At 59.4% G+C, this 12,896-nt stretch carries 13 protein-coding genes and 1 pseudogene; 7 read left to right on the top strand and 7 right to left on the bottom strand.

Annotation, left to right across the window (positions count from 1 at the left end):
- Window positions 1-28: 28 nt before the first annotated feature.
- Window positions 29-1,084: a DUF6902 family protein gene (locus ACZ1HM_RS10445; RefSeq protein ID WP_472742718.1), complete on the bottom strand. Its 1,056-nt coding sequence runs from the start codon at window positions 1,082-1,084 to the stop codon at window positions 29-31.
- A 66-nt stretch (window positions 1,085-1,150) separates the two neighbouring features.
- Entirely contained in the window at window positions 1,151-1,378 is a 228-nt protein-coding gene (locus ACZ1HM_RS10440; protein WP_472742717.1) for a hypothetical protein, read from the bottom strand.
- 363 nt (window positions 1,379-1,741) lie between these two features.
- Here ACZ1HM_RS10440 and xth point away from each other — a divergent pair, with 363 nt between their 5' ends.
- Window positions 1,742-2,524 carry an exodeoxyribonuclease III gene (xth, locus tag ACZ1HM_RS10435; protein WP_472742716.1) on the top strand — a complete coding sequence of 261 codons (783 nt, stop codon included), beginning with the start codon at window positions 1,742-1,744 and terminating at the stop codon, window positions 2,522-2,524.
- 31 nt (window positions 2,525-2,555) lie between these two features.
- On the opposite strand, the gene ACZ1HM_RS10430 is transcribed toward xth, so the two are convergent.
- Both ACZ1HM_RS10430 and dksA read right to left on the bottom strand, forming a co-directional pair.
- On the bottom strand, window positions 2,556-3,731 hold the full coding sequence (locus ACZ1HM_RS10430; protein ID WP_472742715.1) for an FAD-dependent oxidoreductase: 1,176 nt from the start codon (window positions 3,729-3,731) through the stop codon (window positions 2,556-2,558).
- A 78-nt stretch (window positions 3,732-3,809) separates the two neighbouring features.
- The gene (gene dksA / locus ACZ1HM_RS10425) at window positions 3,810-4,232 is read right to left on the bottom strand and encodes an RNA polymerase-binding protein DksA (RefSeq protein ID WP_472744597.1); all 423 of its coding nucleotides are present in this window, start codon (window positions 4,230-4,232) and stop codon (window positions 3,810-3,812) included.
- Between the two features lie 176 nt (window positions 4,233-4,408).
- Between dksA and ACZ1HM_RS10420 the strand changes: the two genes are divergently transcribed.
- From ACZ1HM_RS10420 to ACZ1HM_RS10395, 6 genes are all read left to right on the top strand, one after another.
- Window positions 4,409-5,248, top strand: a complete 840-nt coding sequence (locus ACZ1HM_RS10420; RefSeq protein ID WP_472742714.1) for an AAA family ATPase — start codon at window positions 4,409-4,411, stop codon at window positions 5,246-5,248.
- Window positions 5,249-5,618: 370 nt separating this feature from the next.
- Entirely contained in the window at window positions 5,619-6,983 is a 1,365-nt protein-coding gene (locus ACZ1HM_RS10415; protein ID WP_472742713.1) for a DUF2927 domain-containing protein, read from the top strand.
- A gap of 18 nt (window positions 6,984-7,001) precedes the next feature.
- A complete protein-coding gene (locus ACZ1HM_RS10410) occupies window positions 7,002-7,181 on the top strand; it encodes an apolipoprotein acyltransferase (protein WP_472742712.1) in 180 nt (59 codons plus the stop codon).
- A 1-nt stretch (window position 7,182) separates the two neighbouring features.
- Window positions 7,183-8,370: a vWA domain-containing protein gene (locus ACZ1HM_RS10405; RefSeq protein ID WP_472742711.1), complete on the top strand. Its 1,188-nt coding sequence runs from the start codon at window positions 7,183-7,185 to the stop codon at window positions 8,368-8,370.
- 67 nt (window positions 8,371-8,437) lie between these two features.
- Window positions 8,438-9,592, top strand: a complete 1,155-nt coding sequence (locus ACZ1HM_RS10400; protein WP_472742710.1) for a cytochrome P450 — start codon at window positions 8,438-8,440, stop codon at window positions 9,590-9,592.
- 53 nt (window positions 9,593-9,645) lie between these two features.
- A complete protein-coding gene (locus ACZ1HM_RS10395; protein ID WP_472742709.1) occupies window positions 9,646-10,335 on the top strand; it encodes a M48 family metalloprotease in 690 nt (229 codons plus the stop codon).
- A gap of 57 nt (window positions 10,336-10,392) precedes the next feature.
- Here ACZ1HM_RS10395 and ACZ1HM_RS10390 read toward each other — a convergent pair whose 3' ends face one another.
- The 3 genes and pseudogenes from ACZ1HM_RS10390 to ACZ1HM_RS10380 all read right to left on the bottom strand — a co-directional run bounded on the left by ACZ1HM_RS10390 (window position 10,393) and on the right by ACZ1HM_RS10380 (window position 12,865).
- Window positions 10,393-10,944 carry an RSP_2648 family PIN domain-containing protein gene (locus tag ACZ1HM_RS10390; RefSeq protein ID WP_472742708.1) on the bottom strand — a complete coding sequence of 184 codons (552 nt, stop codon included), beginning with the start codon at window positions 10,942-10,944 and terminating at the stop codon, window positions 10,393-10,395.
- A pseudogene (locus ACZ1HM_RS10385) lies at window positions 10,941-12,150 on the bottom strand (RSP_2647 family RNA methyltransferase). The gene ACZ1HM_RS10390 and the pseudogene ACZ1HM_RS10385 overlap by 4 nt, the downstream one beginning before the upstream one ends.
- A gap of 58 nt (window positions 12,151-12,208) precedes the next feature.
- Entirely contained in the window at window positions 12,209-12,865 is a 657-nt protein-coding gene (locus ACZ1HM_RS10380; RefSeq protein WP_472742707.1) for a DUF6778 family protein, read from the bottom strand.
- Window positions 12,866-12,896 lie beyond the last annotated feature (31 nt).

The following is a 12,896-nucleotide window of genomic DNA, read 5'->3' as shown; positions in this document are numbered from 1 at the left end:
CGTTGGTCTCAGGGGGCTTGCCCGCCCCCTAAGCCCGAGAGAACCCTTCGAAAAACCGGTCAAACTTGTCTGATGATGCCTCTGCCAGACGCAGAATTTCGCGGCTGGTCTCGGGCAGTCTTGGCACGACCTGCGGGCGCATCTTTGACCAGGTGGCGCGCCGTTCTGACCCCATTTCATACAGGCATTGTGACAAGGGCCGCAGCGCCCCTGCCCCTTGGGATGTGTCATAGAAGGTCACCTCCCCTGATGGGATGGCAGCCGCAAAGCACGTGCGATTTGCAGCAGCTTGCGCCCAACCTGTGACCATATAGGCGTGATAGGCATCCGCCGCGCTGGGACGGCCGTGCACGGCCTGAGGGTGAATGGCGGCATGGGCCGCTGTGACGGCGTCGGTCCAGATGTCGCTTGGCGTGATCCCTGCAAAGCGCAGCGCGGTGCAAATCTCTGCCAGAAGGTCATGGTTTTGATCGAGATAGGCAATCAGCCCCGAATATTCCAAGCTGCGCAGCGTCTCACCGCTCAGGTGGGGGTCGATGCGTCCGTATTCAGACAAGTAAAACACGATATGCGTCAGCTCATAGGCAGCCTTTTTGTTCGGCAGCGCGAATGTATCGGGCCGGTCAGTGAACCGCGCCAGACGCGCGCCAACCGCACTGTCACGAAGCCCCGGCGCGCAATCGCGGCGTGAGAGCAAAAGCTGCGCCTCTGCCCGCTGAAGATCAGACAATTCCGCCTCAGCCAGGCCAATGTTGGCAATCCATTTGCAGATGGATGCGCCTTTGCACCCTTCAAGCCCGAGGTCTTCCAGGTCGAGCACAATCGACAACATGAAACGGTAATACTGCGGGAAAAACTGCAGCCGTTCTTCGATCCCGTCATAAAACGGCTCATAAGGGGCAAGGGCACTTTCGGGCACCGGCTTGCCCATCGCATTTAGGATGTTCAGCAGCTCCGCGCTTTCTTTCAACCAAAAAACATCGCCCGTAGACTTTCTATTATTTGCAACAACTTTGATCAATCGTGCAATATTTTGAAACGATCTATCCGCTTGGCGTGGTTGTAAGTGAATGATGTTGGTCATACCTGCCCTTATAGGAACAACGCGATGTGCCCGGCTCATCAGAACCGGGCATGATTTTTCAGCGGATTAAATGCTGATTGCGTAAAGTTCAGTGCCGTCACCGCCAGCGATGTCGGTGCCCACCGGGGCGGAGCCCGATACGAACAAATCCGTCCCGTCACCGGTCAACAGGTTGGTGCCTGAAGGTGCTGAGCCAGAGACAAACAGACCGGTGCCGCAGCCAGTGTCCAGATCCTGGATATTTGGTGCTTCGGTCTTGAACGTGTCGGGGTCTTGATATGCGAGTGCTGTCATTTGCTTCCCTTTTCCAAAAAATGTCGACGCAATTTAAAGTTGCATCTTTCTTATTAACTACATCTTTAAGTAATTCCGGCAAAGGAATATATGCCGCAATGCAGCAATGACCTAAGTTATCCCAGGGTATTGTAGGCGCAGCCACCTGCACCAGCGTAACAATCCCGAATTACCCACAGGCGCAAAAAAAGACATCCACAGGCTGTGGATAACAGCTGATTTGCGCCCGTGCCCTGTATTTCCCTCATGAACTCACCCATTTCCTGCGCTCTTAGGGTGTATGATTCGACCCTAACGGGAGGTCAGCGGCACCTTGTGACCGGGCTGAAAATGCGCGATAGCTCTGGCAACCGGGAGGGTCCTATGAAGATCGCGACGTTTAACATCAACGGGATCAAAGCGCGGGCCGAGGCTTTGCCCGCCTGGCTGGATGAAGCGCAACCCGATGTTGTTGTGCTGCAGGAAATCAAATCCGTTGATGAAGCCTTTCCACGCCAGCTTTTTGAAGATCGCGGCTATAACGTGGAAACCCACGGTCAGAAATCCTTTAACGGCGTGGCCATTCTGTCAAAACTTCCTCTAGAGGACGTCACGCGCGGCCTGCCCGGTGACGATGAAGATGAACAGGCCCGTTGGATTGAGGCCACCGTGGTGGGGCAAAAGAACGCGCTGCGCGTCTGTGGCCTCTACCTGCCCAACGGCAACCCGGCGCCCGGCCCCAAGTATGACTACAAACTGGCGTGGATGGCGCGGATGGAAGCGCATGCGAAAACCTTGCTTGCAGGCGAGCATCCGTTCTTAATGGCGGGCGATTATAACATCATCCCCCAAGCCGAAGATGCAGCCAACCCGGACAGCTGGCGCGAAGACGCGCTCTTTCGGCCAGAGTCCCGGACCGCTTGGCGCAAGCTGTTGAACCTTGGTCTGACAGAAGCTTTCCGGGCGCGCACGCAGGGGCCGGGGCATTACAGCTTTTGGGATTACCAAGCCGGTGCGTGGAACCGCAACAACGGCATCCGCATTGACCATTTTCTGCTCAGCCCTGCTTGCGCGGACATGTTGCGGGATTGTCAGATTGATAAGGATGTGCGCGGGCGGGAAAAGCCTTCGGACCATGTGCCGGTCTGGGTTGAGCTGGACGCCTAAAGCGGCCCTTTCCTTGGCCCCAAAGCAATCACTATTTTTCCTTGGGCGGCGCGGTCACGTCATGTCCGTAAAGCCAATCAAAGGCGCCCACCATCAGCCCCGGCGTCAGGCTGCTGGCCAGCTTTAGGCCCGCGTGGGCGGCCATCCGAAACGCCCCCGGCTGCAGGTGATAACGCCGGGCATTCTTTTGCGCCGCCGCGATCACCCGTTTTGCCCGGTCCATCCGGCGATGTTGATAGCTGGGCAGCCCAGCATTTCCGCGCGTCGTCACGCAATCCGTCAAGACCCAGGCATCTTCCAGCGCCAGGTTCGCCCCTTGCGCCAAAAACGGCAAAGTTGGATGGGCTGCATCGCCAATCAAGGCCACGCCCGGCCCAACCCAGCGCGGGGCCACAGGATGCAGGTGCAGCCCCCACAGCGACACGTCGCGCACGCTGGACAGCATTTGATGGGCGGGCCCGCCGAAATCTGCAAAAGCCGCGCGCATGTTCGCGGGGTCATCGGGTTCGGACCACCCCTCGGCGGCCCAATTCTGACGTTCTTGCACGGCCACCAGATTGATGAGCCGCCCATCCCGCAGCGGATAGCTGACCATGTGACAGCCCGCCCCCATGTGCACATGCGCTTCGTCCGCGTGCCCGATGTCATTGGGGATCAACGCCCGCCAGGCCACCTGCCCTGAAAAGGCGGCCTTGTCTGGGCCGTTCAAAACGGGTCGCGCTACGGAATGAATGCCGTCCGCGGCCACAATCAGCTCTGCCCGCCGGGTACTGCCATCAACCATCTGAACCTGAGGCACTTCGCCGGGCCGGATGCTGGCCACCTGGCCGCCCAGCTCAAAGGTGACGTTGGCGCGCTTGGCCACGCCAAAAAGCACATCCACAAGGTCCACCCGGTGCACAAAGTAGTAGTTCTGCTGGGGCCGCAGCTTTGCCATGGCCAACCGGGCCACGGTGCGCCCGGTCTCACCGTTGCGCAACACAACGCTTTGCGCGCGCACAGCCCCTTTTTGGCGCAGCAAGGGCTCAGCGCCCAATGCGCGCAGCACGGCCAGCCCGTTCGGACTGATCTGCAGGCCTGCGCCCACCTCTTTGAAGCGGTCAGCCTGCTCCAGCAACGTGACGGCCACGCCTTTGCGGGCAAGTGCGGCTGCGGCTGCCAGCCCGCCAATACCGCCCCCCACAACAATTGCATTCGAAATAGCCAAAGAAAAATCAGCCCATCTAAAATAAAAACGCCAGAGCAAGGCCCTGGCGTCTTTTTATTCAACGTCGCTTCACGATGATCAATCGTCGCGGTGCACTTTTTCGCGCCGCTCGTGTTTTTCCTGGGCTTCCAGGCTCATCGTCGCGATGGGGCGTGCATCCAGCCGCTTGAGCGAGATCGGATCGCCAGTGACGGAGCAATATCCAAACTCACCCTCATCGATGCGGCGCAGTGCCGCGTCAATCTTGCCCACCAGCTTGCGCGCGCGGTCACGGGTGCGCAGTTCCAGCGCGCGGTCAGTTTCTTCGGAGGCACGGTCGGCCACATCGGGGATGTTGCGCGTGCCATCTTGCAACCCTTCGATGGTGTCGCGGCTGCCTTCGATTAACTCTGCCTTCCAAGTCAACAACTTACGACGGAAATACTCAAGTTGCCGTTCATTCATGAACGGTTCGTCCTCAGCCGGGGAATAATCATCCGGCAGGAAAACTTCCTGTTTCATCTCTTGTCCCTCAACACTGTCTATCTCTGGCATGCAACCCCCTTCCCCGAGATCGCTCTGACGCCGCGTCTACCTTAGCGTTATGGAATTGTCACTACACAATCCCTTTGATTTTTGGTTAAAGGCGGGGGAACGCATGCCGCTGAAGGCCCTTTGACACAAGGTTGAAATAGAACATGAAATTCCAAGGCACCGCTGATTATGTCGCCACAGACGACCTGACCATTGCCGTGAACGCCGCTGTGACGCTTGAACGTCCCTTGCTGGTCAAGGGCGAGCCTGGCACCGGCAAAACCGAACTTGCCAAACAGGTGTCATCAGCGCTTGGCCTGAAGATGATTGAGTGGAACATCAAATCCACCACCCGCGCCCAACAGGGCCTTTACGAATACGATGCGGTCAGCCGTTTGCGTGACAGCCAGTTGGGCGAAGAGCGCGTGCATGACGTCAAAAACTACATCCGCAAAGGCAAATTGTGGGAAGCGTTTGAGGCGGATGAAAAGGTGGTGCTGTTGATTGATGAGATCGACAAAGCCGACATCGAATTCCCCAATGACCTGCTGCAAGAGCTCGATAAGATGGAGTTCTTTGTCTATGAGACCGGCGAGACGATCAAAGCGCGCCAGCGCCCCATTGTGATCATCACCTCGAACAACGAAAAAGAACTGCCCGACGCGTTTTTGCGCCGCTGTTTCTTTCACTACATCCGCTTTCCTGAGATGGAGACGCTCAAACAGATCGTTGAGGTGCACCACCCCGGGATCAAGGAAAAGCTGCTGACAACGGCGCTGACGCAGTTCTATGAAATCCGCGAACAGCAAGGCTTGAAGAAAAAACCCTCCACCTCCGAGGTGCTGGACTGGCTGAAGCTGTTGCTGGCTGAGGATATGGACGCGGACGATTTGAAAAAGGATGGCGCCAGCGCCCTGCCCAAACTGCATGGTGCCTTGCTCAAGAACGAACAGGACGTGCATCTTTTTGAACGTCTGGCGTTCATGGCCCGCGGCCAAAGATAGGCCGAATTGCAGCTGCCCAATTGAGGCACGCAATTGCGCCCATTTGGTTAAGAAAAGGTTATGGCAGCCCCGCCATAACCGCCTCAACCAGAACTGGAAATAGTTTATTTTCAGTGACTTAACACACCGAAAACCACACTCTGAGCGTGTAGCGGTGCTTTCTGCCACAAACTGCCTTACTTGCCCCAAATTTGCCTTAATTGCTCCCTACTAAGGTCGGGATGGAAGGCGATAAGACCTGAAATCCAACGCTCAAAAAGGGCAGGCAGGCAGTGACAATTTTCCGTTTCGCACGTTCTGTGCACGAAAATGGCGTGAACGAAGAACGTCTATTCCCCAAGCATTCCAATGCCTTGGCAGGTGCTTTCTGATGCGGGGTCGTATTGTGCTGCCGCTGGTGATGCTGTTGAACGCATGCGTTCCAGCCTCACAACATGACGTAGCCACCCGTGCCGATTTCACAGAAGTACGCAGCGCCCTGCCCCCTATGAAAAGCTTTGAGGTCGCGGCCCCCTCGGCCCCGATCCGGTCCAACAATGATTTGGCCATCGATTTTATTGAGCTGTCGTTCCAGATGGAAAGCGGCACCCGCCTGCCGGTTCTGACCCGGTTTGAAACCCCGATCACAGTGCGCGTCACAGGCCGCCCCACCGCAACGCTTGGCCCAGATCTGGCCCGGTTGATCAACCGCTTGCGCACAGAGGCGCGGATCGACATCAGCCAGACCACCGCCCCTTCGGCAAACATCACCATCGAAGCGGTCAGCCGTGCAGACATCCGCAAGGTTCTGCCCCATGCCGCCTGTTTCGTCGCCCCCAACGTGACCTCGCTGAAAGAATACCGCAAGGCGCGGCGCACTGCACAGACCAACTGGACGCTTTTGCAAAAGCGCGAAAAGCTTGCGATCTTCCTGCCCAATGATGCCAGCCCGCAAGAGGTGCGCGATTGTTTGCACGAAGAACTGGCGCAGGCTTTGGGCCCGCTCAACGATCTTTACCGCCTGCCAGATTCCGTCTTTAACGACGACAACGTGCACACGGTGCTCACAGGCTTCGATATGCTGATTCTGCGCACCTATTATGATCCCGCATTGCGCTCTGGCATGTCGCGCGGTCAGGTGGCCGCCACCCTGCCGTCCATTCTGGCCCGGACCAATCCGCGCGGTCACGGCAAGCCTGGCCGCTTTGCCACCCGTACCCCACGCGCCTGGAGCAAAGCCATTCAGACCGCGCTTGGACGTTCCATTTCGGCCAAGGGCCGCATTATGGGCGCACAAGAGGCCATCCGCATCGCCACCGCGATGGGCTGGCAGGACCACCGCCGCGCATTTGCCCATTACGCCATGGGCCGGGTGCTGCAAGCCACCGATCCACAGGGCGCGCACCGCCATTATCTGGCGGCAGATAAATACTACGCCCGCACACCGGGCACCGCCCTGCACCGCGCCTATGTCGCCACACAGCTGTCGGCCTACGCCATCAGCCGCGGCCAAGGCACCGAGGCCCTGCGGCTGATCGCCCCACATATCGACCCGTCGCGCCGGCACGAAAACGCAGCGCTGCTGTCCACCTTGCTTTTGTTGCGCTCCGAAGCGCTTGAGCTGGAAAACCGCCACGCCGAAGCGCGTAGCGTCGGACTGGACAGCATCGGCTGGGCGCGGTACGGCTTTGGCCCAGACTGGGCTGTGCGGGCCAAGCTGCGCGAGATTGCATCGCTGAACCCGCTCAAAGGATAATTCGCGGAGCGGCACCTCATGATCTATACCGTTTTGGGCATCCTCGGCGCTTTGATCGGGGGCAGAACCGCCCATAAACGGGGCGGCAACCGTAAGGACATCGCACAATACGCCACAAGCTTTGGCATCGCTTTTGCGCTTGCTGGCTTCGTGCTGACCGTGCTGATCGACCGCTGGTTCGTCTCAGGGACAAGCTAAGATGTTCCTGCCCTTCTTTGATCAACTGCGCGCCCATAAGGTTCCCGTTTCCATGCGGGAATTTCTGGCCTTTCTTGATGGGATGTCTGCAGGCATTGCCACCTATGATGTTGAGGCGTTCTATTATCTGGCGCGCGTGGCCATGGTTAAAGATGAACGCAACATCGACAAGTTCGACCAGGCCTTTGCCGCAGCCTTTAAAGGGTTAGAAAACATAAGCTTCGAAGAAGTTCTTGAAGCGGTCGACATCCCCCAAGACTGGCTTGAGAAGATGGCGGAAAAGCATCTTTCAGACGAAGAAAAGGCCGAGATCGAAGCCATGGGCGGCTTTGACAAGCTGATGGAGACGCTGAAAAAGCGCCTAGAGGAGCAAGAGAAGCGCCACCAGGGCGGCAGCAAGTGGATTGGCACGGCGGGCACCTCTCCTTTTGGGGCCTACGGCTATAACCCTGAGGGCGTGCGCATTGGCCAGAAAGAATCCCGCAACCAGCGTGCGGTAAAAGTCTGGGATAAGCGCGAATTCAAGAACTTAGACGACACTGTTGAACTGGGCACCCGCAACATTAAGGTTGCTCTTAAACGCCTGCGCCGCTGGGCGCGGGACGGCGCAGATGATGAGCTGGATCTTAACGGCACCATCCGCGCCACCGCTGAAAACGGCTATCTGGACGTCAAGACCCGGCCGGAGCGGCGCAACGCGGTGAAAGTGCTGTTGTTTCTCGACATTGGCGGCTCAATGGACCCGCATGTGAAAGTGGTCGAAGAGCTGTTTTCGGCCGCGACGGCAGAGTTCAAGCACTTGGAGCATTACTATTTCCACAATTGCCTTTACGAAGGCGTGTGGAAAGACAACCGTCGCCGGTGGGACGCGCAAATCCCCACCCATGAGGTGCTGCGCACCTATGGCCCTGATTATAAATGTATTTTTGTAGGCGATGCCTCCATGTCGCCCTATGAAATCGCCTATCCCGGCGGTGCCAATGAGCATTGGAATGCTGAGGCCGGCTCTGTATGGCTGTCGCGCGCGCGCGATCAGTGGCAAAGCAATCTTTGGATCAACCCGGTGCCTGAGAAATACTGGTCCTACACCCAGTCCATCACCATGATCCAACAGATCTTTGGTCCAAACGCCATGGTGCCCATGACGCTTGAGGGGCTGTCGCGCGGGATCAAGGAACTGTCGCGCTAGACGGTTTCGCAGCCTCAACACGCGGCCCGTGGTTGGTTTTCGCGCCCTCTCCGCTTAGGCTAAGGCCATGTCCACAGCACCCATCACCTCGATCGACCCTGCCGCCTTTGCGGCTGACCCCTACCCCAGCCTTGCGCAGATGCGGTGCGACGCGCCGATCACCTATGTGCCTGAGTTGGGCGCAACCCTGCTGACCCGACGCGATGACATCCACCGCGAAGAGAAACGGATTGAGGTCTTTTCTTCGTATCAGCCCGAGGGGCTGATGACGCAGTTGATGGGCGAAAACATGATGCGCAAAGATGGTGACGCGCATCTGAAAGAGCGCCGCGCCGTTTTCCCTGCCCTTAGCCCCAAGACAGTGGCCAACCACTGGAAGCCGCAGTTCCAAGCGGCGGCTGAGGCGATATTGGCCGACCTCAAACCAAAAGGCCGCTGCGATTTGGTCACGGACTACGCCATGCCCGTGTCCGCCGCAGCCCTGATCGCGATCACCGGACTGCACGGGATGGCTCCGGCAGAGATGGACCAGGTCAGCCAGCATATGATCGACGGCTGCGCCAACTACCTTGGTGATGCTGAGGTGGCGGCACGCTGTCACCGGGCGACCGCATTGATCGACAGCCATATCGACCAGATGATCGCCGATCCGCCCGCACAAAGCGCGCTTGCGGTACAACTGGCCGCAGGCCTGCCGATGGACAGCATCCGCGCGAACATCAAGCTGATCATTTCAGGCGGACAGAATGAACCGCGCGATGCCATTGCGGGCTGCGCCTGGGCGCTGCTGCGGCATCCTTCGCAATTGGCCATGATCCGCTCTGGAGCGCGCAGCTGGCAGGATGCCTTTGCCGAATACGTCCGCTGGATCAGTCCCATTGGCATGTCACCGCGCGTTGTGGCACAGGCGGATACGGTCAACGGCATAGCGTTTGCCCCAGGCGACCGCGTTTTTCTGATGTTCTCGTCTGCGGGCCGCGATGAAGCCTATTTCGAAGCACCGGATTTGTTCGACATCACCCGCGACACCCGCGCCGCCATCCCCTTTGGTGCCGGTCCACATTTTTGCGCAGGTGCCGCTGCCGCGCGATGTGTGATCACCGAGATTGCGCTGCCGATGCTGTTTGAGGCCCTGCCGAACCTTACACTTGCGGGTGAGGTGCCTTTTCAAGGCTGGGCCTTCCGGGGCCCCACGCAGATGCCGGTTGAATGGTCGCCCTGAGTGGTAGGTCTTCAGGCGCTTGCCTCCCCGCGCCGCACCCCCATATTAGAGCAATGATCCGAGTGCTTCCCATCCTGTTGGTCGTTGTCTACGGCCTGGTCATGTACCGTTTTTCAGCCTGGCGCACCGCCAAGGAGCTGGACGCGCGATCCACTGAACTGGTCGATCCCGCCCTGAAAGAGATCAACGACCGCTTGGCAAAAGCGCTTGATCTGCCGCGCATCAAGGTCAACATCTATGAGATTGACCCGGTCAATGGCCTTGCCGCACCCGATGGCCGGATCTTTATCACCCGTGGGTTTTACAACAAATTCCGTGTGGGTGATGTCAGCGCCGAAGAGCTGGCCAGCGTAATCGCGCATGAGTTGGGCCATGTGGCCCTGGGCCATTCCCGCCGCCGCATGATCGACTTTTCAGGACAGAACGCCCTGCGCACCGCGCTGGCGATGGTGCTGGGCCGGTTCATCCCGTTCATCGGCGTGTGGATTGCCAACATGCTGACCACGCTTTTGGCCGCCCGCCTGTCGCGCGGCGATGAATATGAGGCTGACGCCTATGCCGCAGCGCTTTTGACCAAAGCGGGGATCGGGGTTGCCCCCCAGATATCGTTGTTCAAAAAGCTCGATGCATTAACGCAATCCAACGCAGGTGCGGCCCCCGCTTGGCTGTTAAGCCACCCCAAAACGGATGAGCGCATTAAAGCGTTGCAAAAGCTGCAAAAGCGCTGGCAGTCAGAGATCTGACCCGCCGGTCACCTCAACACTGAAGGGCGCGCGGCGACGCAGCTGGCCCGTTCGGCCCTACGCAGAGAGCGCTTTGGCAAGACGGGGCAAGCGCGCTTTTTTCAGCAAGGGGCGCATCTCCCATGGATGGTTCGACAGCGCGCGGGCTTGGGCCAAGATCCGCTCGGCCACGGGTTCAATCCGCTCAGGTGCCTCGTGCCAAAGTGTCATCAGATAGCTGTCAGGATCCACGCGGCCAAGGCCCTCTTCTGCCAAGGTGCCGCGTGGAAAATCCTTTGCGTTCAACGTCATCACCATGTCAGCGCTGGCATCAACGGCCACGGCCAGCACGTGAATATCGTTTTCATCCGGCAACCACAGCCGTGCGGCAACCTGAGGGGCCGCAGGGCGCTCCGCCCCAGGCCAGTGCGCGCGCAACAGCGCGATCTCCGCGCGCGCCTGCGCCTCACCCTCTGGCCCCAGCTTGATGGCCGCGCGCGCCCATTCCTCCAAGATCCGCTCAGACCACAAAGGCTCAAACAGGCCCGCATCCGCAGCACCCAGCACCATCTCACGCATCACGGTGGGATAGAGCACGCAGGCGTCAATGAGAATGCGCGGCCCGCTCACAACCGAAAGAACAGCGACTTTAGATATCCGCTTTCGGCCAATTGCGGCAGCTGCGGATGATCCGGCCCGGCAAAGCCCGTGTGCAGCAATATCCCGCGCCGCCCCGCACGCCCGATGCCCCGTACAGAAGCCCCCGGAACCCAGAGATATCAGCAGCATGGGAACAGGAGCACAGCCCCAGTATGCCGTTTTCGGCAACCAGGGGTGCGGCAAGACGGGCAATACGTTCATAGGCGCGCAACCCGGCTTCAAGCGCTGATTTGGATGGCGCAAAGGCCGGGGGATCACAGATCACCAGATCAAACTGCGCGCCCTCTTCTTGCAACTGGGCCAACACTTCAAAGGCATCGCCCTGACGGATGGCAAAACGCGCGTCCATTTTCATGGCCGCCGCCCCCTCTTGTGCCAGCGTCAGCGCCGGGGCAGAGCCATCCACTGCCAGAGCGCTATCCGCCCCCCTGCAAGCGCAGCCAAGGAAAAGCCGCCGACGTGGCTAAAAACATCCAGCACCCGCGCGCCTTTGGCAAACTGGGCGGCGAAGGCGTGATTGGGACGTTGATCATAAAAAAGGCCGGTCTTCTGCCCGCCTGTGAGGTCCGCCATATAGGTGGCCCCGTTCATCGGCACCGGCACAGGGCCATCAGGACCCGCGCCTGCCAACACGGCCGCGGCATCATCCAACCCTTCCAGCGCCCGCGTGCGGCCACTGGCGTTTTTCAAAACGCACCCCACGCCTGTCACCGCAATCAGTGCCGCACAGAGCGGCTCAAGCAGTGCGTCTGCCCAAGCCGCATTGGGCTGGATCACGCTGGTGTCGCCAAAGCGGTCAATCACCACGCCAGGCAGGCCATCGGCTTCGGCATGGATCAACCGGTAATAGGGCGCGTCATAGATCTGTGCGCGCAGCACCTGTGCCCGCGCGATACGCGTCTCAAACCAATCTTGGTCCACTTGCGCTTTGGGGTCTGCATCCAGCATCCGCGCAATGATCTTGGAGGTCGGGTTGACCGCCACCAGCCCCAGAGGCCTGCGATCAGCGTCTTGCAGCTCGGCCAGCGTGCCGGGGGCCAATTTCTTGGTGCGGCGGTCGGTGACCAGTTCATTGGCATAGACCCAGGGGGCCCCATGGCGGATGGCCCGCGCATTGGCTTTGGGCATCAATCGCACGGTGGGGCGTTCAGCGGGGGAGGCAAGAGGCGCAGTCATGCCGCCTCCTGTAGTCGTTTCACGCGGCTGGGAAAAGCGCCGATTGGCCCCTGCCCGCTTAGCCGCTGATAAAGCGTGCCAGTTCTTCGCGGATGACCTGCTGCAAATAGGCGGTCACGCGGACCTTCTGGGTTTCCCCGCGCCCGTCTGCCGCCATCGCCGCTTTGCCGCCCAATGCGGGCAGATCGGCCTTAACTCGCCAAGTCGGTGCTAGCGGCTCTCCGTCGGAGGCTTTGCGGACGGTCAGATCAAAGACCATGTTGTGTACGCCGCCGATCGTGTAGCGCGCTTTTTCTGTCAGTGAATGGAAGCGCACGACCTTCACATCGACAATCACTGGCGTCGGCCCGGCCATTCCGGCTGTGCCTGTGGTGAAGGCGTTTTGCATCAAGGTCTCAATCTGAGCATGACGGTCCCCGATCAGATCGCCGCGCCAGACGATGTCTGCGCGCGGGTAATAGCTGTTGGCCTCAGAGACCGAGAGCGACCGCGGCACCGTAACCCGCACATCAGACACGCTGAGCGCGGCATCAGGGACGGCGCGGATGGGTGCCTCAGGCAGGTTTGCGATGCTGGCCCGTTCAACCGTCCCAGCGGGAAGATCTTCGGGCAAAACCTCAAACGGGGCACCGGCGTTGCGTGTGCCATGGGTGCTGCCACAGGCCGACACGCTTGCCGCCAGCAACAGCGCCCCGATCATTTTCAATGGGGTCATTCTACCTCTCTTCGGGCTCTGTTTTACCGGC

This window comes from Sulfitobacter sp. GN1-4 (assembly GCF_055693825.1).
The sequence above is the reverse complement of the archived record's forward strand: the minus strand, read 5'-3'. Positions and strand labels throughout refer to the sequence as shown.